General features: G+C 36.5%; 29 protein-coding genes, 2 tRNA genes and 3 pseudogenes. 17 read left to right on the forward strand and 17 right to left on the reverse strand.

Translation table 11 applies throughout. From position 1 onward, the window contains the following. The first annotated feature begins 203 nt into the window (after window positions 1-203). A complete protein-coding gene (locus WIW89_RS07745) occupies window positions 204-2087 on the forward strand; it encodes an AMP-binding protein (protein ID WP_337720327.1) in 1884 nt (627 codons plus the stop codon). 8 nt (window positions 2088-2095) lie between these two features. Further along, window positions 2096-2839: a CoA transferase subunit A gene (locus WIW89_RS07750; RefSeq protein WP_337720437.1), complete on the forward strand. Its 744-nt coding sequence runs from the start codon at window positions 2096-2098 to the stop codon at window positions 2837-2839. Here WIW89_RS07750 and WIW89_RS07755 read toward each other — a convergent pair whose 3' ends face one another. Beyond that, the gene (locus WIW89_RS07755) at window positions 2840-3562 is read right to left on the reverse strand and encodes a CoA-transferase subunit beta (RefSeq protein WP_337720328.1); all 723 of its coding nucleotides are present in this window, start codon (window positions 3560-3562) and stop codon (window positions 2840-2842) included. Window positions 3563-3817: 255 nt separating this feature from the next. Here WIW89_RS07755 and WIW89_RS07760 point away from each other — a divergent pair, with 255 nt between their 5' ends. The 4 genes and pseudogenes from WIW89_RS07760 to WIW89_RS07775 form a co-directional block, all read left to right on the forward strand. Beyond that, entirely contained in the window at window positions 3818-4912 is a 1095-nt protein-coding gene (locus WIW89_RS07760) for a M28 family peptidase (RefSeq protein ID WP_337720329.1), read from the forward strand. A 653-nt stretch (window positions 4913-5565) separates the two neighbouring features. Continuing rightward, window positions 5566-6066: an ArsR/SmtB family transcription factor gene (locus tag WIW89_RS07765; RefSeq protein WP_337720330.1), complete on the forward strand. Its 501-nt coding sequence runs from the start codon at window positions 5566-5568 to the stop codon at window positions 6064-6066. 20 nt (window positions 6067-6086) lie between these two features. Next, window positions 6087-6728 carry a hypothetical protein gene (locus WIW89_RS07770; protein ID WP_337720331.1) on the forward strand — a complete coding sequence of 214 codons (642 nt, stop codon included), beginning with the start codon at window positions 6087-6089 and terminating at the stop codon, window positions 6726-6728. A gap of 186 nt (window positions 6729-6914) precedes the next feature. Further along, a pseudogene (locus WIW89_RS07775) lies at window positions 6915-7079 on the forward strand (conjugal transfer protein); the annotation flags it as partial. A gap of 242 nt (window positions 7080-7321) precedes the next feature. Here WIW89_RS07775 and WIW89_RS07780 read toward each other — a convergent pair. Beyond that, on the reverse strand, window positions 7322-7750 hold the full coding sequence (locus tag WIW89_RS07780; RefSeq protein WP_337720332.1) for a PIN domain-containing protein: 429 nt from the start codon (window positions 7748-7750) through the stop codon (window positions 7322-7324). Next, window positions 7740-7979, reverse strand: coding sequence for an AbrB/MazE/SpoVT family DNA-binding domain-containing protein (locus WIW89_RS07785; RefSeq protein WP_337700975.1), 240 nt, complete (start codon window positions 7977-7979; stop codon window positions 7740-7742). Before WIW89_RS07785 ends, WIW89_RS07780 begins: the two co-directional genes overlap by 11 nt. 160 nt (window positions 7980-8139) lie before the next feature. Between WIW89_RS07785 and WIW89_RS07790 the strand changes: the two genes are divergently transcribed. The 7 genes and pseudogenes from WIW89_RS07790 to WIW89_RS07820 form a co-directional block, all read left to right on the forward strand. After that, window positions 8140-8322, forward strand: a complete 183-nt coding sequence (locus WIW89_RS07790) for a hypothetical protein (protein ID WP_337720333.1) — start codon at window positions 8140-8142, stop codon at window positions 8320-8322. Between the two features lie 57 nt (window positions 8323-8379). After that, a complete protein-coding gene (locus tag WIW89_RS07795) occupies window positions 8380-8922 on the forward strand; it encodes a hypothetical protein (RefSeq protein ID WP_337720438.1) in 543 nt (180 codons plus the stop codon). A gap of 139 nt (window positions 8923-9061) precedes the next feature. After that, window positions 9062-9229 (forward strand): annotated as a pseudogene (locus WIW89_RS07800) (IS1 family transposase); the annotation flags it as partial. Window positions 9230-9389: 160 nt separating this feature from the next. Beyond that, entirely contained in the window at window positions 9390-10229 is an 840-nt protein-coding gene (locus WIW89_RS07805) for a hypothetical protein (protein ID WP_337720334.1), read from the forward strand. A 2-nt stretch (window positions 10230-10231) separates the two neighbouring features. Next, complete coding sequence (locus tag WIW89_RS07810) at window positions 10232-10966, forward strand: 7-cyano-7-deazaguanine synthase (protein WP_337720335.1); 735 nt, start codon at window positions 10232-10234, stop codon at window positions 10964-10966. Between the two features lie 6 nt (window positions 10967-10972). After that, a complete protein-coding gene (locus WIW89_RS07815; protein WP_337720336.1) occupies window positions 10973-12046 on the forward strand; it encodes a hypothetical protein in 1074 nt (357 codons plus the stop codon). A gap of 101 nt (window positions 12047-12147) precedes the next feature. Then, window positions 12148-12348, forward strand: a pseudogene (locus WIW89_RS07820) (IS1/IS1595 family N-terminal zinc-binding domain-containing protein); the annotation flags it as partial. A gap of 392 nt (window positions 12349-12740) precedes the next feature. On the opposite strand, the gene WIW89_RS07825 reads toward WIW89_RS07820, so the two are convergent. The 3 genes from WIW89_RS07825 to WIW89_RS07835 all read right to left on the reverse strand — a co-directional run bounded on the left by WIW89_RS07825 (window position 12741) and on the right by WIW89_RS07835 (window position 13840). Then, window positions 12741-12828 (reverse strand) — tRNA-Met (locus tag WIW89_RS07825). Window positions 12829-13139: 311 nt separating this feature from the next. Further along, complete coding sequence (locus WIW89_RS07830) at window positions 13140-13430, reverse strand: GNAT family N-acetyltransferase (protein ID WP_337720337.1); 291 nt, start codon at window positions 13428-13430, stop codon at window positions 13140-13142. After that, the gene (locus tag WIW89_RS07835; protein ID WP_337720338.1) at window positions 13421-13840 is read right to left on the reverse strand and encodes a hypothetical protein; all 420 of its coding nucleotides are present in this window, start codon (window positions 13838-13840) and stop codon (window positions 13421-13423) included. The genes WIW89_RS07830 and WIW89_RS07835 overlap by 10 nt, the downstream gene beginning before the upstream one ends. A 261-nt stretch (window positions 13841-14101) precedes the next feature. Here WIW89_RS07835 and WIW89_RS07840 point away from each other — a divergent pair, with 261 nt between their 5' ends. Together WIW89_RS07840 and WIW89_RS07845 are read left to right on the forward strand one after the other, a co-directional pair. Beyond that, window positions 14102-15076 (forward strand): NAD(P)/FAD-dependent oxidoreductase, encoded by a 975-nt coding sequence (locus WIW89_RS07840; protein WP_337710072.1) that lies wholly within the window; start codon window positions 14102-14104, stop codon window positions 15074-15076. A 60-nt stretch (window positions 15077-15136) separates the two neighbouring features. Next, a tRNA-Thr gene (locus WIW89_RS07845) sits at window positions 15137-15226 on the forward strand. On the opposite strand, the gene WIW89_RS07850 is transcribed toward WIW89_RS07845, so the two are convergent. The 9 genes from WIW89_RS07850 to gcvT form a co-directional block, all read right to left on the reverse strand. After that, a complete protein-coding gene (locus WIW89_RS07850) occupies window positions 15208-15354 on the reverse strand; it encodes a ribbon-helix-helix protein, CopG family (protein ID WP_156007956.1) in 147 nt (48 codons plus the stop codon). The genes WIW89_RS07845 and WIW89_RS07850 overlap by 19 nt on opposite strands. Before the next feature lie 69 nt (window positions 15355-15423). Continuing rightward, complete coding sequence (locus WIW89_RS07855; RefSeq protein ID WP_337720339.1) at window positions 15424-16566, reverse strand: SufB/SufD family protein; 1143 nt, start codon at window positions 16564-16566, stop codon at window positions 15424-15426. After that, window positions 16566-18005, reverse strand: a complete 1440-nt coding sequence (gene sufB, locus WIW89_RS07860) for a Fe-S cluster assembly protein SufB (protein WP_337710068.1) — start codon at window positions 18003-18005, stop codon at window positions 16566-16568. The genes WIW89_RS07855 and sufB overlap by 1 nt, the downstream gene beginning before the upstream one ends. 75 nt (window positions 18006-18080) lie before the next feature. Then, on the reverse strand, window positions 18081-18818 hold the full coding sequence (gene sufC, locus WIW89_RS07865) for a Fe-S cluster assembly ATPase SufC (protein ID WP_337701317.1): 738 nt from the start codon (window positions 18816-18818) through the stop codon (window positions 18081-18083). A 25-nt stretch (window positions 18819-18843) separates the two neighbouring features. Continuing rightward, on the reverse strand, window positions 18844-19845 hold the full coding sequence (locus WIW89_RS07870) for an AbrB/MazE/SpoVT family DNA-binding domain-containing protein (protein ID WP_337710066.1): 1002 nt from the start codon (window positions 19843-19845) through the stop codon (window positions 18844-18846). Between the two features lie 73 nt (window positions 19846-19918). Beyond that, complete coding sequence (locus WIW89_RS07875) at window positions 19919-20290, reverse strand: Hsp20/alpha crystallin family protein (protein WP_337720340.1); 372 nt, start codon at window positions 20288-20290, stop codon at window positions 19919-19921. 6 nt (window positions 20291-20296) lie between these two features. Beyond that, complete coding sequence (locus WIW89_RS07880) at window positions 20297-21037, reverse strand: proteasome assembly chaperone family protein (RefSeq protein ID WP_337720341.1); 741 nt, start codon at window positions 21035-21037, stop codon at window positions 20297-20299. 1 nt (window position 21038) lies between these two features. After that, window positions 21039-21461 carry a glycine cleavage system protein GcvH gene (gene gcvH, locus WIW89_RS07885; protein ID WP_337720342.1) on the reverse strand — a complete coding sequence of 141 codons (423 nt, stop codon included), beginning with the start codon at window positions 21459-21461 and terminating at the stop codon, window positions 21039-21041. A gap of 5 nt (window positions 21462-21466) precedes the next feature. Continuing rightward, window positions 21467-22510: a glycine cleavage system aminomethyltransferase GcvT gene (gene gcvT, locus WIW89_RS07890; RefSeq protein WP_337720343.1), complete on the reverse strand. Its 1044-nt coding sequence runs from the start codon at window positions 22508-22510 to the stop codon at window positions 21467-21469. 37 nt (window positions 22511-22547) lie between these two features. Between gcvT and gcvPA the strand changes: the two genes are divergently transcribed. Continuing rightward, complete coding sequence (gcvPA, locus tag WIW89_RS07895; protein WP_337720344.1) at window positions 22548-23918, forward strand: aminomethyl-transferring glycine dehydrogenase subunit GcvPA; 1371 nt, start codon at window positions 22548-22550, stop codon at window positions 23916-23918. Next, window positions 23902-25416 (forward strand): aminomethyl-transferring glycine dehydrogenase subunit GcvPB, encoded by a 1515-nt coding sequence (gene gcvPB / locus WIW89_RS07900; protein ID WP_337720439.1) that lies wholly within the window; start codon window positions 23902-23904, stop codon window positions 25414-25416. The genes gcvPA and gcvPB overlap by 17 nt, the downstream gene beginning before the upstream one ends. Here gcvPB and WIW89_RS07905 read toward each other — a convergent pair. Both WIW89_RS07905 and WIW89_RS07910 read right to left on the reverse strand, forming a co-directional pair. Next, window positions 25408-25833, reverse strand: a complete 426-nt coding sequence (locus WIW89_RS07905; RefSeq protein ID WP_337720345.1) for a signal peptidase I — start codon at window positions 25831-25833, stop codon at window positions 25408-25410. The two genes, gcvPB and WIW89_RS07905, sit on opposite strands and share 9 nt — an antisense overlap. Further along, window positions 25814-26143 (reverse strand): chromatin protein Cren7, encoded by a 330-nt coding sequence (locus tag WIW89_RS07910; protein WP_337701333.1) that lies wholly within the window; start codon window positions 26141-26143, stop codon window positions 25814-25816. The genes WIW89_RS07905 and WIW89_RS07910 overlap by 20 nt, the downstream gene beginning before the upstream one ends. Between the last annotated feature and the right edge of the window lie 211 nt (window positions 26144-26354).

The raw sequence follows: 26354 nt of genomic DNA on the forward strand, positions 1-26354 counted from the left end.
TCTAGTGAAAGGAAATCAGTTACCTCAGGGTTTAACTCACCAATCGCTTTGGCATGACTCACATCATCTAAAAAGAGTTCTATCTAAGTGAGTTATTAAACTTAATGAGAGGATAAGAAAATTGAGTACACTCCCTTTTGTCTTATTGTCTAGTTTCCGCGTTTCCGCTAAATCTATTTATTAATTCATAGTTTATTTTTTCAATGAAAGAGGTAGGTTTAAGCGATTATCTCGATATCTGGAAACAAAGTATAAGTAACCCCCAAGAGTTTTGGGATAAGATAGCTAAGGAACTGATTTGGTTTCGGCGTTACGAAAAGATTCTAGACTATAAATCACCGGATAATTACCGTTGGTTTGTAGGCGGAAAGATTAATATTACATATAATGCATTGGACAGATGGATTTCTCAAGGTAAGGGGGACAAAACAGCTATAATCTGGTTAAATGAAGAAGGAAAAGAGAAGAGATATACTTACAAAGACCTATACGAATTATCGTGCAAAATATCTTCATTTATCACTCAGTATTCGTCGAAATCCGATACAATACTGTTATACATGCCTATGGTTGTCGAAGCAGGAGCAACAATGTTAGCCTCAGCGAGATCAGGTACAATTCATACCGTAGTGTTCTCGGGGTTCGGTGTTAAAGCATTAGCAGAGAGAATAAAGAGCGCTAAGCCGAAAATAATTTTCACGGCTGATGTTACATACAGAAGAGGAAAAGTTATAGAGTTGAAGAGTGTCGTTGATGAAGCGATAAAGGAAAGCGGAATTAATGTAAACAAAGTCGTAGTTTTAAATAGAGAGGACAAGGCTAGTTTTAAAGAGGATAGGGATATAGACTTTAATGACGTTATTAAGCTTAATACTAGAATGGGGGTCGTAGAGACGAATTCGGAAGATCCATTGTTCATACTCTATACCTCAGGAACTACTGGTAAGCCTAAAGGTATAGTTCACGCAATGGGGTCTTATACCGTCTGGGATTATGCTCACGTTAAATGGTTATTTGATTTCTCTAACGAGAGGAAACTGTTAACGACTGCCGACCTAGGATGGATTAACGGTCACTCATATAGCCTTTATGGACCTTTACTTAACTACGGTACAACGATCTGGTATGAGGGTGTCTTGGACTATCCTCACCCTGGAGTTATGTGGGAAATAATAGAGAGATATAAAGTTGAAAATGTGTGGACTGCACCTACATTAGTTAAGATGCTAATGAGGTATGGAGAAGAGCACGTGAGGAAATTCGACACCTCGAGTTTAGAAGTCTTTGTCACAGCTGGTGAGAGTCTGGGAGTTGAAGCTATGAATTGGTTGCGTAGGAACGTTAAAGCAAAAAAGATTTTTGAGGTATGGGGACAGACCGAGAATTCCGGCTACATAGCATCTCCAGGCGGTTCTTACTTCGGCTTCCTCAAGATCAAGGATGGTAGTGTTGGTGTCCCGTTACCGTCTATAAATATTAAAATAGTTGATGATAACGGTACTGAACTACCTAGGGGGAAAGCTGGAAATATCATAGTTACCTCACCGTCCCCTGCTTTTATGATCGGTCTGTGGAATGATGAAAGGTATAAAAACTACTACGTCAGGTTCGGTTATTATGAGACCGGAGATTACGGTTATATGGACGAAGAGGGATATTTGTATATTCTAGGCAGGAGCGACGATATACTAAAAGTCGCAGGTCATAGGCTAGGAGTGGCTGAGATCGAGAATGCAGCTTACATTAAAGAAGTTGCTGAGGTTGCAGTAGTAGGAGTTCCTGACGAGATTAGGGGAGAGGTAATTGTGATATTCGCGGTACCTAAAGAAGGAGTTAAAGACTTGTCCCAAGTAAAGCAAAAGATCATTGAAAATGTGAAAAAGAATTTCGGGGCAATAGCTGTTGTCAAGGAAGTAATTTTCGTTAATAAATTACCGCATACGAGAACCGGCAAGATCATGAGGAGGGTTTTAAGGGCGTTAGCAACTGGAAAAGATGTAGGTGATGTTTCAACACTGGAGGACGAGACAAGCGTAGAAGAAGCTAAAAAAGCGTTAGCCGATATTAAAGTGGTGGATAGAGTTTGAGCAAATTAATGAGTATTAAAGACGCTGTCGACCTAGTGAAGGACGGAGATTCAATTACCATCAGCGGTATGTCATTTCATAGAAATCCTATGGCGTTTATCTATGAATTAATCAAGAGTGGTAAAAAGGGGTTATATTTTATCGACCGGGAGCCAGGTTTCGGATTAGAGGTTCTCCTCAAACACGGCGCGGTTAAAAAGATAAGGGCTGCTATGGCTACTCTCGAGTGGTTTGGGATTCCTCCGAATTTTAGGAAGATGGTAGAAAATAAAGACGTAGAGTTCATAGAAGACACATGTGGAGCTTTTATCGCCGGTATCAGGGCTGGTGCGTTCGGACTACCTTTCATGCCTGTTAAGGGGGTAATAGGTTCGGATCTCGTTAAAATACATGAAAAGTTAGAGACCTGGAAAGTTGTTAAAGATCCCTTTTCCGGTGAGGATATCCTCCTAGTTAAAGCTATAGTCCCCGATGTAGCAGTTATTCATGTCCATAAGGCAGATGAAGAGGGTAATAGTGAAATATTAGGACCTTTATACGAGGATGAGTATAAGGCTAAGGCATCCAAAATAACAATTATAACAGCCGAGGAAATTGTTGACAAGAGTTATTTCTACGGAAAAAGACCTACAATAAATGGTGAATATATAACAGCCGTAGTTCATGCTCCGAGGGGCGCTGAACCCACAAGTATGTTCGGGCTCTACGATGTAGATTGGAAAAGAGTCGTGGAAGAATTACAACCTATCTAATTATGCAAGTGCAGAGCGTAAGTTATAAGGATCCATCCTTTTTATGAATTCTCTTTCGTCGTTTCTGAGCGTAATAATTCGTAGAGTAGGTGATTCAACTACTTCAAACGCTGTATTATTTAAGATCTCTTCAACTGACGTGTTTTCATAAATAGCAGTTATGAACCAGGTTTTCTTCTCTCTGTCATATTTTAGAACCCCTAAGTTAGTAACCACTATCACCTTATTACTAGAATATTTTGCTGTACCCGTTACAAAGTCAACTTTTTCTACTAGAGATCTTTTTGAGTGTTTTAAATTCCACAATATAGCTTTTCTAACTAGGGGGAGGATGAAGGCAGTTGCAGCCCCTCCGGTAAGCCTTACTTTTGGATTGTGGTAGTCCCCTATAACGGAGAGATTTACGTTAGTCTCTTTGTCGATTTGGACGGGTCCTAAAAACATAACATCCAGTCTCCCCTTCTGAGCTAAATCAAAAGCGTCAGCTGTTATAAATACTGGAGTGTTGGAGACCATAAAGGGATTACCAGTTGAGGGACTTATTTCTACGGACTTAGGGTTATCAGCCTCAGCAACTCCTATTATCCTTATTTTCTTGCCGTAAAGATCTCTTGCCATGAATGAGGCGATGAGACTTGGAATTGAGTTTAACCCTATGTAAACTAACTCATTATCTTCAACTTGTTCAGCAATAGCCTTTATAGCGTAGTCTACTTGACTCATTATTAAACTATTATTATGTAGATGCTAATTAATTCACTCAACGTTAACAATTCGTAAAATTTATCAGATGGCTCAAGTTTACTGTGAAATATCCGAAAAGGTTTCCTAAAAATAATTTGATATCAAGCCTGTAGAAGGCTCGCAATGAAAGCATAATATTTTTATTTTTAATAAGTTAAATTTGCTTTTTTTGTTTCCCTTATCTTCTTTTCACGTTTATCTTATTTATTTAAGCCTTGAATTAATTATCTCATTGTGCTGGGAGAAGAGCTTTTCAAGCTCGGTGAGGCTATTCATGGTTCTAACAGAGAGAAAGAGATCCTTAGTATCCTAAAGGAAAGACTCTCAGGTAATTATCCTACATATCGTGAATACTTGGTAAAGACTAAGGAATGGGTGATAGACGAATTCCGTTTTGTAGTTAACGGAAAAGAAGTAAAAGCCAGTTTATTACCGTATACTTGCGGATACCTGAAAGGGGAAGTAGGAAAGGATATAGCCTTTAACGTAATGCCAGAGCACCCATTTCTCGTACCTTCGATACACGAGGAGAATTTAAAAAGGAAATATTCAGCTTCAGTATTTTATGACAAGGGGAAATTAAGGAGGATTAGTGTAAAGGATGAAAAACCGGCTGTTTTCAGTTCAATACCTTTAAAGCCAGGCGATGTAGTAGATATAGAATCTAAGAGCAGACTCGTCGATACGATATCTCATAACCTAGAGTTTACTGTTCAAGAAGGTGAAAAATATATCGTTATTGGAGCTCATGTAGATCACTGGCTATCAGGATATCATGATAATATTTTCGCTGTAGAATTTCTTTCTACTATAGAATTTCCAAAGTTTAAACACGGTCTCAAAATCGTTTTCTTTTCGTCTGAAGAGGGTCCCAGATGTTGCAACGGCTCTATTCAACAACCCAAAGATGACGTGTTTACTATGATATCTCTCGATGCTTTATACCCCGACAAAGTAGTCTTTTCGGCTACTCCTGATCTATGGGATTTATCGCGATTTTTTAACGTGAAAAGGGTGGAGATGCCCACACCTTATTCCGATCACTTTCCTTATGTGATAGAAGGTTATCCCGCTATGGTTCTCTATAACGACGATTTAATTCCTTTTTATCATTCGGATCGAGATTTACCGATAGAGTCAGATAAAGCTTTTGCAGAGGAGTTAAGAAAATCACTGATCAGATTCCTAATCGAGTTAGATAAGATGAGAGAGGAGGAGTTAAATGAGAAGTTCTTTAAGTATGCCGAAAGCAAAGGAATAAAACTTCTAGAAAGAAAAGGCAGTATAATTCCTTACGGTCTTACTTCAAAGTTGAGGGGCGAGAGATGATTTCCCTTCCGCTCTAAGAAGCGTGGGTTCCTCTCATCGATTTGGAATCACATTCTTCCTTCAGTGGTCAATCGAGAGGCTCAGAAACCCCTCCCATTTAAGTTCACCACCCTAATAACGTCACGGTCTTTCTCCTAATTGCAAGTACACTAAAACTAATGATAACCAATTTCTTCAATCTTTTTTCACGTCTAAGGGAAACATTCTCTTTTCGAATTATTATACCATCCCTTGTATATCAGGAAGGTGTTGTCATAACAATCCTCTTAATCTCTATAATGCATGACGGAGTGCTTTTGAGTAGTTAGTTACAAGGACTAGTAAGAGGTTGGATAGGCGATTTTTATAAAAAGAATATCTCTGATTGCTTTATCTCTCCTAGTTATTTAAGGAAATTTAGAAAAAGTAACGTTTATAAACATTTCTATATGGGGCTGTTAATCCCTTTTCGGAGATTTCCTTCTCCTAACCCTCTTCTTTACAAAACGATTATTTGGTTTAAAAAGAATTTATCTGATGGGAAAGGTAATCAAACCAAACAGACCCCCTGTAAAGTCTTACACAAACTTAAAAGGTGATAATAGCGAATTGATGAGAAAACATCGTTAACAAAATTTATCCTTAATCCCTTCTATTATCTTATGCTAAGATTTATGGTAGTAAATAAGGAGCAAGTTGATCTTCTTTTCGACAAATTAAATGTCATGATCATCAAAGAAATAATAAGAGAACCTCTAAATGTCACTCAGATTTCTGAGAGGCTAAATGAGCCGATACCGACGGTTTGGAGAAGGCTAAAGAGGCTCGAGAAGGGAGGATTAATAGAGGCAGTGAAGGTGGAGAAGGTGGGAAAGTTTAAGGTAAAATATTATCGGGCTAAAGCCTTGTACTATGCTTTGCCGAATTTTCTCCAAATCCGTCCTAGAGACATTAAGGTTAAGTTCCTTTATGAAAAATTATTAAGTTTAAGGAATAGAGCTCTCCAAGCGTATCCTAATGAAATACCAGATGACGTAGATCCTATAGATTATGCTGTATTAATGGATATCATTATGAATTATGGGATACTTTTCGATAACGAGGGTGAGCTAAAGGAGCTCGTGGAAGAAGCTAGAAATTACTTATTTTCATTTTTGAAAAGGAACGTTAAATAGTTATTTCCTTACTTTAACCCATGGACTTGTATATACTTATAGGTAGTGTTATTTCCATTTTAGTTGGTGCTCTGCCTCTCTTTTTCGTAAAGAGGGACATACAAGCTCTCGCGGTTGCAGCAGCTGCGTATTTTACAGCTATAATCGTAAAGGTTGTAATCCAGTACTCTTTTTTAAGCTTCTTCGAAAAGCCTCAGATACCTACATACCTAGCTTATGGAGCTTTAACGGCTGCTACAGAACCTGGTTTCGCATACGTGTTCGCAAGGTTAGTTAAAGGAGACTCTCAAGTGTATGGAGTAGCCTTAGCTTTTTGGGAAAATGCAGTGTTAGAAGGGCTCCTTTTGTTACCGGACGCATTTATCCTTAATTATACAGTAGTTCTGACTACGTTACTTCAGGTTATTATCGTGAAAATTGTTGATAGAACGTCTTCACTATTATTGCACTATGCCTGGGGTGTTACGGCTTGCTTAAGCCATAGGAAGAATAATATAAAATATATAATAGTCACTGCGCCTTTCGGTTTTGTTGACTCTATTGCCACTTATGCCGATCTTAACCACCTCAGCCTCAGGTCTATGTTTATATTATTTAGTATTCCAGATTTTACATTGTCGCTGCTCAGCTTTATTGTCGCTAGAAAATTTTTATATAGTTAAAGTGAAGAGCCATATTTAAATAAACCCTCAGGATTTTCTAGCTTGAGCTGCAATATAATCTTATATCTCCCAGTAGCTTCTAGAATTAATATCGGATTTACGTATTAACTTAACTTGTCCTTCAGCTACTCTTTAAAGCCCCACATTAAAATCCTCTTTTCCAAACTCCTCTATCTCTAGCTACCCGTAGAGCTAAATGAAAATTTTGAAATACCAGTTGCAATAGCCGATTTAGGCGTTTATGAAGGAGTTTTTCCAAGCCTTATTTTAGGTAGGGATGATTTCTTTTCAAGAACGATGATATGCTTTGACAGGGACATAAGATTAATTATTAAGGCTGATAGTCTTTAACTTAACTATATATTAGAATATTGAAAATTTTCTTAAATGTACAGAGAGCTTTTTACCCCATCTTCTTACGTGAAAATTTTTCGCCCCTCGATTATCCTTAAGTAATTTATTGGAACGGATACCGGTATTTGAACTAGTTTTATCCTCTTTAACTCCAGTGTAGTAATAATCCCGAGATGTTTAAGTAAATACTTCTGTTAAAATATTCAGAATTTATAAAATTTAAGTTTTTTATTATTGTATTATATTTCATCAATAAAACTAATAATATCTCCGAATTCTTTTCTAATTTCGTCCAAGACTTGAACTATTTCCTTCTCTCTTTTAAAGAGAGCCTTATCTTTTAAATAGTCTGCAGTAGCTATTACATAACAGTCTGGCAAAGCTATCCCGTATTTTTTCTTTATTTCCCCTGCTTTTATTACTATTTCGTGGTTAATCTCCGTGACTTTCAGTTTAGCTGATAGCCACTCTACAAATTCCTTTGCGTAATTGTTGGCATTACTTAACCCAGCCGTTATGTAAACTCTATAACTTACGTATAATACTTCACTCAAAGTGATTGGTGTGACATAAAGTGGTTTGTAGCTCTCAATTAGCTTCTTAACCTTTTCATGGTATGTACCAGCCTCATTAATGTACTCTATTAGAACTCCCGTATCAACTATCATTAAATATTTCCTCCTCTTTCCTCCTTTCAGCCTCACCTTCTTCCTTAAGGATCTCTTCCACCATTTTGGGATCAACCCTCACAATTTTAGGTTTTAAGGGACGTAAAACTAACTCCTCACCTTTCATCTCACCTAACAATATATCGTTTTCTTTTATCCCGAGTTTTTCCCTAACATCTTTTGGTAAGATAATTACACCTTTCTTCCTTAACTTTATTTGATAAACCATATAATATAAGTTAAACTAATGTCTAAAGAGTTTAACCATTAACCGAGAGGAGTATAGCACTACGAATAGTTTAAAGAATTATGAGGATTGTTGCTGAAGCAGATTCTGAAGAAGATATTGATAGGAGTACGTCTAACAATTTCAATTAGATATAGTTGCTATGGTGTATTCGCAAAACAGTGTAGCTTATAAGCACAGAATTTTGATTAAGGAAGGCGTGTCTGGATGCGGAACCAAGACTAAGAGGATAGAGAATAAGGAAGTGCTAATACCAGACAAGCTATACCAACCTTACCCTTTGCAACAAAAGAGTGAAGAAGGAAATGCCAGAAAGCCGGTTTAGTTGCTAATATAATAAAATTTTATACTTTATATAATGAATTTAACTAAGGGAAGAGTTATGGAAGGAGAGAAGTTATCTTTTTCGAAATGGCTTGGTTTAGCATTGCTGTTTATAGGTTTCCCTACAGCAATAGCTACTGTAGTGTCGTTTTCGATTCCTTACTATTTATTACACAATGTAACTCTAACTAATACCCTTAGTACAATAATTCCATTAGTAGTATTTGTAATCTCAGTAACATACTTTAGTAAATATCTTCAGAGTCGCAATCTTATCAGTCCCTTCATGAAAAAGAGAACGATTACAATCTCACCAGATAGTGGGCAGCCTATTGATGAAAAATACATAAGGAGCTTTGAGGTTAATCTCAAGCTTATTAAGGGTGAGGAATATATCAAGCAGTTGGTCATGCTCGGCATGATGTATTTGCAAAATGCTGTAGCTTATGATAACAAGGATCTGTACTTGAGGGCTAAGGAGTATCTGGCAAGGGCTGAGGAGGCTATGGAGGGGAAGAATGTAAGCTTTGAGACTAGAATGTTGGTTGACAATTTGAGGAGTAAGATTGAGACGTATAAGTATCGTTTCGGAGAAAGATAAAGGCTTAAACGTACAGATTGTTTTAATTATTGTTACCAAATCTTACTCTTTTAGCAGTTGACTTATCGAGAAAACTGTCCGAAATTATCAGTAAATGTAGTTAAGGTGCCGCCGCGGGGATTTGAACCCCGGACAGCCGGTTATCTCACCCGTTAATCCTAACGAATCGCTGCACTCTTGATTGAGGGATAGGCTCGTACGTTTTAAGAGGACTACTAAGACAGTAAATAGGAGCATTAGTACCATGATGTACTACATAGTCCTAGTCTTGTGGGAGAGAATGTTAATTCCAGAATTTGTAGGTTAATTACGACACTATCTCCAGACTGTTGTAACTTCGGCAAAAATATATTATATAGAGTAAGATCGGAAAAAACTTAATATAATATACATTTTCTACATATTCCTCTATATTCTAAATACAGTATCTTTATCTAACATAAACGAAATAATCTATCCAGGTAAAGATGGAAATCAGTTCTAAAGTTGAATACATAATAGGGAAAAACTTAATACCTAAAATAAAGTTCATTGTTTCTAATATCGAGATAAAAATTGAAAATAGTGAGTTAGAAGATAAACAATTCAAAGATTTTCTAAAATCGTATTATAACTTTTATGATAGTTCCAAGATAGATACCATTTTTATTATTGAAGTTAATTTAAATGATGAAACTTATAGAGGACTTGGCATTGGTTCATACGATACAAAGACTAATAATATCTCGTCTCTCTATTTCGAGTGGGAATCATTAACTAAATATGAAGTGCAAGCTGCTAGTGGTGGCTCCATAATTTGCTGGGATTATTCTACTTATTCAAAAGCTTATCAAGGTGCGGTTAACATAAGTTCTGTCGCGGGAACATTAGAGGGTTTTCCATTAGAAGCAAATGTTACATATTTAACTCTAAACGACGAGGGTGAGATAGTATTCCAAGGATATCAGAAAGGTATAGTTAAGACTATTAACGGGGTACGAGTTGGTAAAGTTAAATTAGTTGGGTTTATTGATGAAAAATTCCGGTTGAATACTTCGCCGGGTTATACAGTATATCTGACACAGAAAAATGACAATATAATATCTGGAGTTTATAATCAGATACAAGTAGACTCCATGGGTAGAATGTATTACGAGGCCGCCATTAGAGAATATAAAATATATGGTGGCAGAAAATTACCATTTGATGAGGTTATGATATTTAAATGCAAAGATGCTAATTTCGATCAGATAAAGAATAATAAAAGAATAGATTCAATGTCACACATAGCATATTATATGCCGGCAAAAGACCCTTACGGGAAATAATCATGGTTGATGAAGCTATTATTCAACTTACTGGAGGAATAGATTCCACAGTGTTAGCGTATTATCTTAAAGATAAATATGTGTTGCATGGAACTTTCATATATTACGGCTATCCTCCCCAGATAAGAGAATTAGAGTTAGTCAAAGAATTATCTAAAAAGCTCGATACCCCTCTAAAGATTATTGATTTTTCCTCTTATATTAAGTCTTTCGATCTCCCTCCAATAGGTTCTATACAATATATAATTAAGTATCAGTTTGTGATAGAAATCCTAGCATCTTTTTCAGCTTATCCGAATCTAAATACCATGTTTGTGGGCTGGCTTAAGGATGAGTGGAGTAATAAAATGAGTATCTTAAAAGGTATTGAATCTCTTACGGGTTTTAAGGTTATGGCACCTTTTCACACAATGGTAAAAAGTGAAGTTATTAAGTTGGGTAATGAATTAGGCGTAGATTTTACAAAAACTCATAGTTGCATTGTATCTGGAAAAATGCATTGCGGCATATGTATGCCGTGTAGATCTAGAAGAAGAGCTTTTGAAGAGGCAAAAGTTAAAGATCCCACCATCTACTACTTTAATTTGCCCCTTGCTGAGATAGATAAGTTATCAAGAGAACTAAGCCTGGAAGAGTTAGTAGAGAGGTATTTTAAGCCATTCTTGAAGTACACTGGAGAATATCCTAAAGACTTCGTGGATAACTTAGCCAACATTTTGAAAAAATATAACGGATGAATCTAAATGAAGAATTATTACTTAGCATATAAGTCAATTATCTCATTTTTCATAGGTTTCATGAGTTTTGCGTTCATAGCTTTAATGAAAATATCAGGCTTAAATGACTTTCAAATAGGGTTAATATTAAGTACTATATCAATATCTCAATTTATCACATACATTATTCTGGTGTCTTTCTCGATAAAGAGGAATCTCTTGGTCTCAGCGGCATTAGAACTTCTTGTACTAATAATCTTAATTATCCAAAGATCCTTCCTTACTTTCACCCTCTCTGCAATTTTTATGGGTATCTCCAACTCTATAAATTCCTCAGTTATAATGCTTCAAAAAGGATTTACGAGAAAGGATTATTCAATTATGATGACCTTAACTTACACCCTCAGCTTAGCAGGATTAGGAATATTCTACTTGAGTAGAATAATAGGGATAAAAATTCTCCTCATATTATTTATTCCTCTATTGTTTGCAAACCTAGTATTATCATCAATGCTTAGATATGAAGAGAATAAAGAGAGTTTATCGGAACTCTACTCTTGGTTAAAAAACGTCGGGAAGTTAGTTTTATTCTTTGGCTTCTTTGCAAGTTTAAGAAGAGTTGCAATCACAAGTTATATACCTTTAATTCTGCTTACAGTATTTTATACATATACCCCGCAGGAAATAAGTTTATGCCTCATGATAATTCAAGTTCCTCTAATTATTTTCTTTTATATAGGCCATAAAATAAGTGAGAAAGTTTTCCTAATATTGTGTATAGCAGAATTAATTCTTTTCTTATCACTTTCTATGTTTTACCGAGAATCGATATTTCTCTTCTTATCCCTAATACTCTTAGCCAACATATCCTCATCCTTAAGGGCACCAGTCGTTGAAGAAACAGTAGTCAAATTGTCAAATTTTAGCACAAAAATTTCTTCATTTTACCACTTGATGGATACTATCTTCTCAGCGTTAGCGTCAATCTTACTTGCATTTATCGTAAAACTGGGTTTGTTTTATGGAATTTTTATAATAGCAGGGTTATCTTCAATCTTGCCGTCTTTGTTTGTATACAAGGTTATAGTAGAAAGGAAATAGTAAATAATGTAGTGTTTAATATATCTTGAATTACTTTTTGAGTCAGTGTGAGCATAGTGCAGTCATTAAGCTATGTATATTTTGTATAACCAGAATTATTTATGAGCAGAAAGCTTGCAATCAGACAAGACCTAGCACGTCCTTCTTGTAGTAGTCATCATGTTGTCAAGTGTGGTAGGCCTTTGGGTAGGCAGAGGTATTTGTGTAGGTACTGCGGTAGGTATTTCCTCGGTAATGCTTCTTATTATCATCGCTCTAGGTCTAATTCTTTCTCTGTAATTAAATTGAAAGAAGAGCTAATAATAGGGAATTTAGTCCATTCAAATTCATAGACCTCAGGCTTTCGTGAGATATTAATATAACTCTTCTCTGCTTGACTTAACAATAATGATATCTTTCATTTTCATATTGCAGTCCTCTGAAGTCAATAGAAAGAATGGAATTCCTTCCAGACTATAGTTACCTCGTTTATCCTTCTTTGTCTGATAAGCTCTTCTCCAGTGTCCTCTCTAAGATTTTGATCTTCTGATACTCCGTCAGCCCGAAAATGTCTATTATTCCTACCCCTCTTCTAATAAATACGTCAGAGACCTAATTGATATTATGCGTTTCCAGTTTCTTCCTCAGACGTTTCCAATCATACTCCCTCATAAGAACGTAAATCTCTTTCAATTTATGATAAAGATTAGGGAGATGCCGCCGCGGGGATTTGAACCCCGGACAACCGGATGTCCCCTGCGCCGTATGAGTCCGGCGCTCTAACCAGGCTGAGCTACGGCGGCACTATATTTTTTAAGTGTTAATTCGGTTATAAAGTTTATATTTAGAAGTTCAGGGGCATATGGTAGAAGATTCTCTAGGCTTAGTTGGGAGATGAAAAAGTGATAATTAACTAAATAATAGTTTAATGGAATGTTATGTAACGTTATTATTAAAATAATGATAGTTTAGCATGAAATAGAGTATGAATTATCTTTTAAATTCAGTTAAAATATCTAGGTATACTCTACATTAATATCTATTTAATTTATCAAAGGACTTAAAGTGTTCATATTAAAGAGAAAAAATGCAAAAAGGCATAGATACACATCTATTATATTTGCAGAGGTTTTGTATCAGTATTTACAGTTATCCATAACCTTTTCCAATATTCTATAAATCCTATCTTCATATAAACATAAATTGCATGGCTGTTATCTCCTCTCACGTACAATGAGGCTACTTTACCTCTTTTAATAAGGTCTTCAGTCAACATTGATACAACTGAAGTTGCAAAACCTCTATTCCTAAATTCTTCCTTAGTTAGGACTTCCACTATTACAGCAACTTTCTCTAGTTCAATCAATGTATAAGCCGCTGAGACTAGGTGATCGTTTAAAAACAATCTGTATGCAGTAGTTCATTTTTCTTTATCATCTGTAGTAACGTGTTACCCCTCTCTTTCCCATAGATTTTTAGTATTTCATTAGAGTCCTTCATATTCAACTCCCTAACATCCTCTCTCTTAAAGACTATAGGAGATCTACACACTATCAAGAGCTCTGGATAAATCTTACTGTTTGGAAAGTTCAACAAAGATCTCCATCTAGGTTCCACAAACGGTACGAATTTGTCTTCCCTTATTGAACTCAGTAACTTTTTAGCTGTCTCTTCCTTCTCCGCGTAAAGCAGTATCGTAATTGGCTTAAATTTTCTGTAAAACATTAAATAACCCTCATTAATTACCGTAAGATCTGCATACTCGTTATCGACCTCTGAGTCATAGATTTCAAATGCAAACTTGACAGGATTCATTAAAAACAAACTCTTTAGTCTCTCGATCAAGTCCTTTACTTCTTAACTAGAATTTTTTAGCCGAATTTTAATTTTCTGTTCTGCGAAACCACTTTAGATAATTTCTCCTTACTCTTATGAGTTTGACAGTAAGTGGTATTTAGTCTATATTCTATAAGCATTTCACGATGTGCCTTCAGTACTTGAGGTGAACTGGGAAAAAAGTGAAAATTTTAAATATTACGAAACTAGCTTTAAAAAGTTGAAAGTTGATATATACTTATGAAGACTATAATTTTAGGTGGAGGATTTGCAGGTTTATCTGCTTTAAAAACAAATCCTGACGCTTTACTTATAGATCAGAAAAGTTATTTTACTCTCACCCATAGGCTAGTGGACGTAATAAAGACTGGAGATCCGAAGTTAGCTAAGATCCCTTACCATAAAGTATTGGTTGCTAGAGTGAGGAACGTGGATTTTAGGAAAAAGGTAGTTATCACTGACAAGGGCGAGTTCCAATATGATAAATTGATAATAGCACTAGGGTATTCTCAGAAAATATTTCCGAACACAGAGAAAGTCGAAGACATACAAGATTCTCTAAAATTAAGAGATAAATTGTTGAAGGCTAAGTCTGTTGTAATATTAGGCGGAGGTAATTTAGGTGTTGAATTAGCAGGGATTATAAAAGAAATGGATCCTTTGAAGGAAGTTTACCTAATAGAAGCACAAGATAGGCTTTTACCTTTTATGAGTACTGAGTCTTCAACTTATGCTTATGAATTACTTACTGGATTGGGAGTAAAGGTATTACTTAAGAATAAAGTAGAAAAAATAGAGAAGAATCTAGTAGTAACTAACGATCATGAGATTAGAGCTGATCTCATAATTTCATCTGTAGGATTTAAGGGCTCCCCGATGATCAGTGAGATTGGACTAACCAATATAAACGGTAGGATGATAGTAGATGATTATCTTAAGTCGGTTGACTACGATGACGTATATGGAGCCGGAGATTGTGCAACGACGACGAAATTCATACCAATGTCAGCTCAAGTAGCAGTCCAATCGGGAAGAAGAGCGATGTTGAATGCATTAGGGGAGGATGAAAAGTTTAGGTTTAACCAACTAGCCATAATAGTCAGGATAGGGGGAATTTATTTTGGTGATTTTTATGGTAAATTTGTGAAAGGTGAGCTAGCTGAATTAGCGGAAAAAGTGGGTATATTTAGAGCTATTAGACTCGTAATATCGTAAAAACGTTTTGACGGTATTAACGGGATAAAACTTTAAAATTAATGGGTAAAATAATAACTTGCCGCCGTAGCTCAGACTGGTAGAGCGCCGGCCTTGTAAGGTCTATCTCGAGATAGCCGGTGGTCCGGGGTTCAAGTCCCCGCGGCGGCTTTCTTTTCTCTCAGATATTTTATGAGGGCCTCTCTTATTATCTCACTTCTGGTGTTTCTAGAATTAACTGCATAGAGGTCAAGCTCTTGTAACAACTCTTCTTCGACCTTGAACGTGATTACTCTCATGCTCCCTCAGTATTACCTTTTACGTAGATTATAAATAAGGGATTTTTCGCTTAAGTCAGAATAGAGAGACTAGACTGAAACTAATACTTTTGCCTCCGTAAGTATTTCGTCGATTATTTTCTCTAAGAACTGAGGATCATTTTCATCTATTATGAAACCTTTAATTATCATGGACTCTGCTTCTTTTCTGCTGAATCCTCTAGTCTCCAGATAAAAGATAAGCTCATCTGGTACTCTCGAAATTGAAGCTGAGTGCTTTGCTAACTGAACCCTCCCAGTCTTGACCTCTAACATTGGAGCAACTACTGCTTTAGAGTCCTTACCGATGTTATACGCTCTACCTATTATAGATGTTGAGGAATCTAACGCCTCTTCTGATACTATTGCATCTCCTCCTATTACGGACAATGCGGAATCTGTAGATATAGCCTTTAGCATGCCATCGCTTTTACTCCTTTTACCTTTATGAATTGCACTTACTCTTACATTTATATTATCATCATTTAATCCTATGGTCTTTGCTGAAAATGTAGATATTGCGTTTTCCATTAATTCGATTGAGTAACTTACATGTGAGATAAACGACCTTGAGGTGAAAATGTTGGTGTTAAGCTCTCCTTTTACTAATGCCTTGGAATAAATGAATAGGTTAGAGGAAAGCCCTATTATAGTAAGATTTAGCTGTGCATCTCTTCCTACTTCAAAGGATATAACAGATGAGGTCATTCCATCCTTCGGACTATCGCTCATATAAACGAAGTCCATCGTGTCTCCGTCTTCTACTTTAACCTCTAAATTTAGGGGATAAAATACTCCTTCAGAAGACGTGTGGTAAAATAGGATCTTCTTTGACTTTAAATTTGATGAAGATATGGTGATCTTATTTGATAATGCGAGTGTTAAGCTTACTAGCTTATGTTCCTCGGCTTTTATAAGTGAGTTAGTGGGTTCATCCTTTGTTTCGATCTCAGATGGATAAGTAATTTCAGTATAACCATCTATCTTTCTTCCTTCCTTCGAGGGCAAGAAATCATTAACTTGTAGGTTCAATTTTTCAAATCTGCTCCAGTCTGTGTAGTGTTTTAGAGTAGGGGAATCGTTAATCCTCTGATAAGGGAGGGATAAATATAATGATAAAAGTCTTTCTCTTTCACTTTTATTACTAAACTTTGAAATATACTGTTGAGCTGAGGAAAAATCTATTATGGACATTATGCGACTGCACCTAGCTTGTCGAGTTCTAATTTAATAACCTTGTTTAACATTGTAGCGTATTCGAATGGTAACTCTTTCATTATCTCGTCTATAAATCCTAGTACTAGCATTGACACAGCTTCTTTCTCGTCTATTCCTCTGTTCTCTAGATAGAATAACTGGTCTTCGTTCATTCTGAATGTGTGAGCCTCATGAGCTACATCTGCATCTTCCTCAAACACTTGATTATGGGGGAATGTATAGGCTTTAGTTTTTTCATCTAACATTAACGAATCACACTTTACAAATGCTTTAGATCCCACTGCACCTTTGTTAACTCTTATTAGTCCTCTGTATATATTAACTCCTCCATTGAATCCGATGTTTTTACTTACGACTTTACTTTTAGTATTAGGTGCAGCATGTATCATTTTTGAACCACTATCTTTCCATTCTCCTTCTCCACTTGCTAATGTTACTACTAAGCTGGTTGAGGTTGCATTTTTACCTCTTAGGATAGTGGAGGGGTAAACAAAGCTATATTTTGATCCTAAAGAGCCTTCTACCCATTCTACTGTTGCATTTTCATCAGCCCACGCTCTTTTATTATTAAAGTTAATTATGTTCTTGCTCCAGTTCTGAACTGTAGTGAATTTAATGTATGCGTTCTTCTTAGCGTAAAGTTCGACCATTCCGTCGTGGAAGGAGAACTTCTTAAACTGTGGCGCACTACATCCTTCTATAAAGTGAATATAAGACCCCTCATCAGCAATTAGGAGTGTGTGTTCAAACTGTCCTTCCATTTCTGTACCTATTATGAAAAACCCTTCAACGGGCATTGTTATTTTTACTCCTTTAGGGACGTATACGAATACTCCTCCACTCCATAATGCTCCGTGTAGGGCTGCGAATTTGTGGTCTGAGACTGGGAATATTTTTGTGAAGTATTCTTTGACTATATCTGGATACTTCTGGACTGCTTCTTCAGGGGGCATCATAATTACCCCTTTCTTTTGAAGTTCCGCTTTTACGTTACTATATATCGGTTCTGATTCAAAAGTTGCTACTAAACCTCCTAGGTATTGTTGTTCTGATTGTGGTATTCCTAACTGTTCGTAATATTTTCTTATTTCTGGTGGTATTTGATCCCAGTTAGAAGTTCTCTCTACGTCTGGTTTAATGTAAATTTCCATTTTGGAAACGTCTAGCTCTGATAGGAAGTCAGGAAGCCAATTAGGTGTGGGGAGTTTTTCAAATAACTCAAGGCTTCTTAGCCTCAACCTTAGCATCCATTCAGGTTCCTTCTTTATCTTAGAAATTTCGGTTATCACGTCTTTGCTAAGTCCAGATTCCACCACTCTCTTATGGAATTCTTGCTGTGTGAGCGAGTGATTTTTAGCTTCTATTGTAGCGTTTATTAATTCGTTTAGATCAACGGATATTTTCTCTTCTGGCAATTGGGATTACCTCACATTAACTGTGTTAAAGATCTAATTTAAACTTGCTTATGAATAATTTGTAAAAAGAGTCTATCATTTGACTATTCCTTCGTAACCTTTTTCATCTATTAGTTTAGCTAACTCCATACCTCCGCTAGCAACGATCTTTCCTTTATATAGTACGTGTACTCTGTCGGCGTTGATATGTTCTAAGATCCTTCTATAATGAGTAATTATCAAATACCCAGTATTGTTTTCCTCTCTGAGCTTTAGTATAGAATTTGAAATCGCTTTTAATCCATCCACGTCTACTCCTGAGTCTGGCTCGTCTAGGATTGCTATTTTAGGTTTCATGAGGAGCATTTGAAGGATTTCTGTTCTTTTCTTCTCTCCTCCACTAAATCCTTCGAAAATCCCTCTGTTTAAAAGTGAGTCTGAAACACCTACAGTTTTGCTTAGCTCTTTAACTTGTGATATCACTTGTAAGGGTTGTGTTGAGGAGCCGTAAATTCTGTTATATTCTGCTACAAGAAGCGTAGAAAGTTTAACTCCACTAATCTCTATAGGATTTTGGAAAGCTAAGAAAAGACCTTTTCTCACTTTCTCATAAGTCTCTAGGTTTGTGATATCTTCTCCGTCAAGAAGGATTTTACCTTCTGTGATTTTATATTTAGGGTGTCCCATTATAGCTAATGATAAAGAGGTTTTACCGCTTCCGTTAGGCCCCATAAGTACGTGAATTTCTCTTGAGTTAATTTCAAGCTCTACTCCCTTAAGTATCTCTCTTCCTTCAACTTGCACGTGAAGGTTTTTTATTTTTAGCGTGGTCATTACTTTTCTCCATATCTATTTCTGTTCACGCATTAAAATTTCTCTCGATCCACGGCAATTCTTCCAAAAATATTGAGCAAGAGGAGTTTGTTAACGCCTCCTCTAAACTTTGAACTAACTCCTCTAGATAATTTTTGATTAACGGTTCTTGTATGTTAAGCTGTTCTAGTCCTTGTTTCAACTGGGAGATTATATTATGGCCGTTAGAGATCCTTTTAACGCTCGGGAATAATATTGTCATTATGATCTCATCAAATAAGTCATTTATTTTCTGGAACATTTCCGTCAAGATCTTTACTTGTTCTTGAGTGAGGATCGGTTTAGTGTTCTTTATCGTGTTGCTTAATTTAGTCATAATGTTGTATACACGGAGAATAATAATCGAGTTAATAGCTATTATGAAGTTTCTTAATGTGTCTCTTTCAGACGTGTATCTGCCTCCCATACTCCTTCTCAATAACATCAATTGTACTCTCTTCAAGTCCTCTAAGCTAGGCTGCACTTCTGCCAAGGGTTGTCCTTTTAAGTATCCTAGAATTTCATCAACTTTTCTTGATGCAATGTTCAGAATACGTCTGAGAAGGGACTCGGAGCCTATTTTTTCAGTATCGAGCAAGCAGTCCAGCTTTATACTGTTTTCACTAGTTTCTGCTACTTCAATTCCTACCAAGTGCTTTGAGTAATTTATTACGTCTTCAAATTCTTTAGGATCTATGTTCTTTTTTGAAGTAAATACGATCTCGTCGTATCCTAAGATGTATAAACATGGTATTGCTGTAGTCATGGGTTGTTTATAGCTATCTATATCTATCTTTACATTCCTCCTGTTGTAGTTTATCTTTACTTTTTCCGCTACTAACCTTAGTGTCCCATCTTCAGAGATCTCCATAATAATTTTATCTCCTGGTTTTATTCCCCACTTGTTAATCCACTTCTTGGGTAATGTGATGAAAAGGGAGGATGAACCTAATCTTTGAACTTTTCTAGTCTCCACGTCTTTTGGTGTTTTATTAGTTTCCTCTGCCAAAATAATTCCCTATTATTAAACTTAAACGGCGTTTATATAAACATTTCTAACTTATTCTAAGCTTTTAAAAAAATTAGTGCTTCTTTTTAACCGTAATTACGATCAACCATTTGTGTCTTGTTACTTCAACAGAATTAGGATCTGCATCTGGTGGAATTGTGAATTTAAGATAATATGTATTACCGCTTTTTGTCTTGCAATAAACTCTTATAGTGTTTTCACTTGTTGTGACTTTAAGGCTTGATGTATCGGCTTTCGGCATGTCTATTACATATTTATAACAATCTTGTAGTTCCTCAACGGAGTATAAGGGAGATCTTGACTTAATGAAGTTCTCGACTTCTGCAAACTCTCTCTTAATTTCTTGCTCTATCTGCTTAAATTCCTCCTTTTGTTTAGATATTAAGTATCTGATTAATTCATCCAGATCTTTAAAAACTGGCATTTTTAATCACGCGTAGGTCATAGGTTTGCCAGATGCGTATCTTGGAAGTTCGGCTTTTGTTTGAGCCATTAAGCCTTTGATCTTCTCTCTTATCTCTTCTGCCTCTTGCATCAGTTCGTCTACAGATATGTTAAAACCAATATATTTGGAAAGAATTGAAAGTGCTAGTGCAGATGCTTCGGGATCAGGTAGGTCTAAGAACGATTCCACTACTATGGTGAAGTTATTAATGTTCTCTTTTTTAGCTTCAATTAGTAACGGAGCATAGGGACCTGCGATATACCCGTCACCGAATTTCTTCATTAAGCCAAATTTTTCCATTTCTTGAGCGATCTCTTCACTATTACCTATCCAATACGCGTTTATTGTAGTAGCATTTAATCTGTCTTCTATCGGAAGACCTGTTATTGAGATGATCGTTGATATACCATATTTCTTAGCTATTTTTACTATCTCTCGTGAGATCGGATATAATGCTTCTGAGGGAATTGCTATCCACGAATGGAAGACGAGTATGTTATTTCCATGGTAAAGTTTTATGGGTGATTTAGCTATCCCGTCTTTTACGTGGGAGATAGGAGGTAGTAAACCTGGGGCATATAATGTGGCGAATTCCTTCAAACCGAGTTTTTCTATTAGGTATTCGGTGGCTATGACTCCTACGAGTCCAGCGTCAGGAATTCCTACAACCATGTAAGATGGCTTTGGAAAAACGGGCACGTATCCTTCTAATACCTCTATTGACATTTTACAGTCCCTCCCTCTTTTTAATTGTATTTATGTACTGCTCGTAGTTTAACAGTTTTTCGATTTCTTTTGGATCTGAAATTTCTAGTTTGAAAATCCATCCTGCACCATAAGGTTCTTTATTTATTAATTCGGGCGAGGTAACTAATTCTTCATTGGCTTCTGTTATCTTTCCGGAAAGTGGGGAATATATATCGGCAGCAGCTTTCACTGATTCTACAGTGGCGACTTGTTCTCCTGCTTTTACTTCCCTACCTGGTTGAGGTAAGTCAACTCCTACAATGTCTCTCAGCTTCTTCTGAGCGTAGTCTGTTATCCCTACCTTAGCCACATTATTTTCTATAGTTATCCACTCGTCGGTCTCAGTATAGTATCTGTCTTTTAAGACCTTATATTTTCCTCCTATAACGATTTCGTTGCTCATCTTTATCACTTAATTAATGGGAAGTCTGATATTTTTACATCTATTAATTTTCCCCTTACGTCAATGTTTAAGTTAAATCCTAAGTAAAGGTGACTCGATTTAACGTAGCCCATTCCTATAACCCTGCTTAAGTAAGGGCTGTAAGTACTACTCGTAACATATCCTATTTGAGTACCTAAAACTTTAAACGGATTGTCCCTTCTGGGTAAGATCCTCTCGTTCTTTTTTCCTTTAAATCCGATTCTTATCTTGTCTACTCCATTTTTTAACTGTTCTAAAATCTTGTCCCTTCCTATAAACTCTTTCTCTAGAGAGAAAACCCAATATCTGGCTTCTATAGGTGTAGTAGTTGAATCGATGTCCTCCCCATAAAGTACAAAACCCATTTCTTGCCTCAGACTGTCCCTAGTAATTAGACCTGCTGGCTTCACACCCAAATTAACAAGCTTGGTGATCAACCTTGAGAGTGTTTCGGGAGATCCCCATAATTCTACGCCGTCCTCTCCCGTCCACCCTGACCTACTTAATAAAAATACATCCTCGCTCATGAATTTTGTGTTCAACCTAAATTCTAAAGGTTGAAGATCCACTTTTTCAACGAAGTTCCACACATTTCTCCCCTGGATTGCAATCATAGCTAGATCGAATGTCAAGTCTTGAACATCTAGTGAGGAATTTTTCTTTATCCAACTGATTATTTTCTCTCTGTTTATAGCATTAGTAACAACGAGAAACTCATCCTCTTTGACCTTATATAACATTACGTCGTCTTCAAAACCACCCCTATCATTGAGGAATGCGGTAGGTCCTATCATTTTTCCTTCTTTTTCCTTGTTTATATCCTTGGCGACCAGTTTGTCCAACTCGTCATTTTTTCCCTTAATTCTGAGTCTTCCCATGTGTGAAAGGTCGAAAAATGCACACGATGTTCTCACAGCCATGTGTTCGTCTTGATAACTTGTGTATTTCATCGGCATTTGCCAGCCTGCGAATTCTCCTATATCCGCATTTAGCTTTATTTCAATATCCAAAAGGGGTGAACTAAACATTATTAACCGTGATCAAGTATAACTGTTTGATATTTATATGGACATGCATCCGTGGCTACCTAACCTAGCTCACATTAAGGAAATGCTTCAAGCAATAGGAGTACACGATATTTATGATCTCTTCTCCGATGTACCTAACGAGATCCTATTGAGGAGAGAGCTTAACTTACCTTATAAAGAACCATTATCGGAGTACGAAATTACGTTAAGGCTTAATGAATTAAAAAATAAAAACATGAAATTACTCATGCCCCCATTTATGGGTGGGGGTGTTTGCCCTCATTACGTTCCTGAGGCTGTAAAATTTATCATTAGTCGTTCAGAATTCTATACTTCTTATACTCCATATCAACCAGAGATAACTCAGGGTTTACTTCAGGCACTTTTCGAGTATCAGAGTCTGATTGCGGAACTATTAGAGATGGAAGTAGTTAATGCATCTCTATATGATTGGGGTTCTGCTTTAGCTGAAGCTGTGATGATGGCAAACAGAATCAACAAGAGATCTACAATATTAATCCCAGAAAACATGAACCCTTATCATAAGGAGGAATTAAAAACGTGGGTATACGGTAAGGAAATAAAAATTGTTGAGATCCCTTATAACAAGAACTCTGGTCAATTAGAGTATGAAAAGGCAAAAGAGATACTATCGTCTTCTAAAGATATAACCGCAATATATATACAACAGCCTAACTATTACGGTATCTTTGAAGAGAATGTCGAAGAGATAGTAGAATATGCTAAAAGGAACAATATCATAACTATTATGGGTGTTAATCCCCTATCTCTCGGTCTTATAAAACCTCCAGGTGAATACGGGGTTGATATTGCTATCAGTGATGGGCAGGAACTAGGCTTGCCTTTAAATTACGGAGGTCCTTTAGTTGGAATTATGGCAGTTAGGTGGGACGGGCAACTTATCAGACAAATGCCTGGGAGAATAGTAGGTCTTACTAGGGACTCTGACGGGAACAGAGCTTTTACATTAATTTTACAAACTAGGGAGCAATTTGCTAGGAGGGAGAAAGCAACTTCGAATATTACTACCAATGAGGCTTTGATGGCGATCGCAAATGCAGTATATTTATCTTTACTAGGGAGGAAAGGGCTAAAGGACTTAGCTGAGGAGATTTATAAGAGGAGTCATTATGCTAAAGAACGGTTCGAAAGGATAGACGGTGTTATCTCGCCCTTTAAAGGGGACTTCTTTGAAGAGTTCTTGCTCAAATTCCCCATTGATTACTCCTTAATTCACTCTCATCTACTAAAGAAGAAAATTCATGGTGGTATCAAAATTGATAGAAATGAGGCATTGTTTTGTGTTACTGAGGTTCACACAAAGCAAATGATCGACACTTTAGTAAGTGAGGTGAAGGAGGTTATTGAAAATGTGGAGACAAGCTAAGTGGGACGAACCACTAATAACGGAATATAAGGGAAATAATAGTAGGATAGGAACTCTGGTTCCACACGAGAAGGAAATAGAAATCCAATTAAGAATACCTGAAAAACTTAAGAGAAGTAAAGAGCCTGAAATACCAGAGCTATCAGAACTAGAAGTAGTTAGGCACTTCGTAAGGCTCTCTCAAATGAGCTTCGGAGTGGATACTGGATTTATGCCTTTAGGCTCATGTACTATGAAATATAATCCTAAAGTGGAAGAAAAAACTTCAGAGATAGTTTCTGAATATCACCCGTTACAAGATTTTGACACTGTTCAGGGAATTCTGGAAATGATTTACGAGATGCAAAATATGTTAGCTGAGATCACTGGTATGGATCAATGTAGTCTTCAAGTTCCAGCAGGTGCGGCTGGAGAATTAGCAGGTGTCTTAATGATAAAGAAATATCATGAAGATAAGAATAGAAGAAATCGCGATGAAATGTTAATAGCGGATTCTGCTCACGGTACTAATCCAGCAAGTGCAGCTATGGCAGGATATAAGGTAATCTACATAAGGACAAACAAGGATGGGCTAATAGATATAGACATATTAAAGGAAGTTACAAGCGAAAAGACAGCCGGGTTCATGCTCACTAATCCTAATACACTAGGACTTTTTGAGAGTGATATTCTAGAGATATCCAAGATTCTTCATAGGGTTGATGCTAAACTCTATTATGATGGTGCAAACCTAAATGGGATACTGGGAATAGTCAGACCGGGAGACATGGGATTCGATGTTGTTCATCTCAATCTCCATAAGACCTTTGGAGTCCCTCATGGTGGAGGAGGGCCAGGTGCTGGAGCTATATGCGCCAAAGGTGAAATAGTAGACTATTTGCCCTATCCCTTAGTTCAGAAAAAGGATGGAAAGTTTACACTAAATTATGTTCCGCCTAAAAGTATTGGTAAGATAGCTACCTTTTATGGCAATATTGCTAATGTTGTAAGAGCGTATTCATACATTTTAGGTTTAGGTTCTGAAGGCATTTCTATGGTAGGAAAGTTGAGTAGTCTAGCTACTAACTACCTAATAAGTAAACTCAAGGGAGTAAGAGGTCTCTCATTACCTTATTCAGATAGACCCAGAAAACACGAGGTTGTATTCTCGGCGAAACAATTGTTTAACGAGACCGGGATTTCGGCTAATGATATCGCTAAAGCACTGATCGATAGGGGCTTTTACGCTCCTACAATTTATTTCCCGCCTAACGTAGAAGAGGCTTTAATGATAGAACCTACTGAAACCGAACCGAAAGAGGTTCTTGATAAATATGCAGATGCAATTAGGCAGATAGTTGAAGAGGCTTACAAGAATCCGCAATTACTGTTAAACTCTCCATCAAATACCTCTGTCGGTAGGATTGATCAAGTTACTGCAAATCACCCCTCTTCAGTGACTCCTACGTATAGGGTGTACAGACTGAGAAGTGAGGGAAAAATATCTATCTTAAAGTAATGAGAATAATATAGAAATATATCCGAGGTAAGGTATTGAAAATATTATTCCATGAATCTCTAACACTTTTCCTATAACGAATTGGTGAGGAACACCGTAAGGTTGTTCTAAACCTATTCTATTATCAGGAATGGGATTGGTTATTGGATCTACACCTTGTGTTATATAACTATTATATTGAGGGTTAATTTGAATAACTCTATGAATTACATAAGTTCCTAGAGTTGATTTATATATAATTATATTTCCTACACTAATGTTTTTTGGAGAAGTATAGAAAGTTAGGAAGCCATTTTGAAATTCCGGATACATTGAAACTCCTTCTACGCTAGCTGTCTGTACTACTCCTGAAAATACTCCTATATAGATCATTAAAATAAGTATTAAAAGTATGATGTCACTCTTCTTCATCTTCATCAAGGTCACTCAAATCAAGTTCTATTACTTCGGCTCTGTTTTCCTCCTCCTTCTCTTGCTCTTCTCCTATCTTCTTAACTCCTTTCTTACCCTCTACCTCTACGGAGCTCCCTCCAGCCTTTATTTTTGAAACTACTGCTTTCCATTTATGTCCACACTTAGGACATTCATAAGAGCCCATAACTGTTATGGTTATTCTTCCATATGCATCTGGTAGAGGAGATACTAGTTGCCAAGTCTTTGTCGGTTTATCAACTTTTGTTCCACAATTAGGGCATACGTCTGGCTCGCTCTGTTTTTTCCTAGGCATGAGTAATATGTAATACAAATAAACTATAAATTAATTGGCATAATATTGACGCCGTCAGAAGTAAAGGGGATATGAATTTGTATTTTTTATTCAAAGCTATTACATATCCTATAATATTGAAAAATATTAAGATTGGTAAAGTTATTATGGTTTGAAGGTAAAAATACGCTACCAAAAACGGTGCTGTGACCCAAGTGATATAAAATGCTTT

It is taken from the genome of Stygiolobus sp. CP850M, assembly GCF_037389425.1.
In the GTDB taxonomy this organism is placed as follows: Archaea; Thermoproteota; Thermoprotei_A; order Sulfolobales; family Sulfolobaceae; genus Stygiolobus.

Coding starts and splice junctions, on each gene's coding strand:
- WIW89_RS07750 (WP_337720437.1), top strand. CDS start 2,096: ATGAGTATTAAAGACGCTGTCGACCTAGTGAAGGACGGAGATTCAATT.
- WIW89_RS07875 (WP_337720340.1), bottom strand. CDS start 20,290: ATGCCAGTTTTTAAAGATCTGGATGAATTAATCAGATACTTAATATCT.
- WIW89_RS07795 (WP_337720438.1), top strand. CDS start 8,380: ATGGAAGGAGAGAAGTTATCTTTTTCGAAATGGCTTGGTTTAGCATTG.
- gcvPA (WP_337720344.1), top strand. CDS start 22,548: ATGGACATGCATCCGTGGCTACCTAACCTAGCTCACATTAAGGAAATG.
- WIW89_RS07780 (WP_337720332.1), bottom strand. CDS start 7,750: ATGATAGTTGATACGGGAGTTCTAATAGAGTACATTAATGAGGCTGGT.
- WIW89_RS07745 (WP_337720327.1), top strand. CDS start 204: ATGAAAGAGGTAGGTTTAAGCGATTATCTCGATATCTGGAAACAAAGT.
- WIW89_RS07835 (WP_337720338.1), bottom strand. CDS start 13,840: ATGAATCCTGTCAAGTTTGCATTTGAAATCTATGACTCAGAGGTCGAT.
- WIW89_RS07840 (WP_337710072.1), top strand. CDS start 14,102: ATGAAGACTATAATTTTAGGTGGAGGATTTGCAGGTTTATCTGCTTTA.
- gcvT (WP_337720343.1), bottom strand. CDS start 22,510: ATGTTTAGTTCACCCCTTTTGGATATTGAAATAAAGCTAAATGCGGAT.
- gcvPB (WP_337720439.1), top strand. CDS start 23,902: ATGTGGAGACAAGCTAAGTGGGACGAACCACTAATAACGGAATATAAG.
- WIW89_RS07805 (WP_337720334.1), top strand. CDS start 9,390: ATGGAAATCAGTTCTAAAGTTGAATACATAATAGGGAAAAACTTAATA.
- WIW89_RS07905 (WP_337720345.1), bottom strand. CDS start 25,833: ATGAAGATGAAGAAGAGTGACATCATACTTTTAATACTTATTTTAATG.
- WIW89_RS07790 (WP_337720333.1), top strand. CDS start 8,140: ATGGTGTATTCGCAAAACAGTGTAGCTTATAAGCACAGAATTTTGATT.
- WIW89_RS07910 (WP_337701333.1), bottom strand. CDS start 26,143: ATGCCTAGGAAAAAACAGAGCGAGCCAGACGTATGCCCTAATTGTGGA.
- WIW89_RS07855 (WP_337720339.1), bottom strand. CDS start 16,566: ATGTCCATAATAGATTTTTCCTCAGCTCAACAGTATATTTCAAAGTTT.
- WIW89_RS07850 (WP_156007956.1), bottom strand. CDS start 15,354: ATGAGAGTAATCACGTTCAAGGTCGAAGAAGAGTTGTTACAAGAGCTT.
- WIW89_RS07815 (WP_337720336.1), top strand. CDS start 10,973: ATGAAGAATTATTACTTAGCATATAAGTCAATTATCTCATTTTTCATA.
- WIW89_RS07810 (WP_337720335.1), top strand. CDS start 10,232: ATGGTTGATGAAGCTATTATTCAACTTACTGGAGGAATAGATTCCACA.
- WIW89_RS07765 (WP_337720330.1), top strand. CDS start 5,566: ATGGTAGTAAATAAGGAGCAAGTTGATCTTCTTTTCGACAAATTAAAT.
- sufC (WP_337701317.1), bottom strand. CDS start 18,818: ATGACCACGCTAAAAATAAAAAACCTTCACGTGCAAGTTGAAGGAAGA.
- WIW89_RS07770 (WP_337720331.1), top strand. CDS start 6,087: ATGGACTTGTATATACTTATAGGTAGTGTTATTTCCATTTTAGTTGGT.
- WIW89_RS07880 (WP_337720341.1), bottom strand. CDS start 21,037: ATGTCAATAGAGGTATTAGAAGGATACGTGCCCGTTTTTCCAAAGCCA.
- WIW89_RS07755 (WP_337720328.1), bottom strand. CDS start 3,562: ATGAGTCAAGTAGACTACGCTATAAAGGCTATTGCTGAACAAGTTGAA.
- gcvH (WP_337720342.1), bottom strand. CDS start 21,461: ATGAGCAACGAAATCGTTATAGGAGGAAAATATAAGGTCTTAAAAGAC.
- WIW89_RS07785 (WP_337700975.1), bottom strand. CDS start 7,979: ATGGTTTATCAAATAAAGTTAAGGAAGAAAGGTGTAATTATCTTACCA.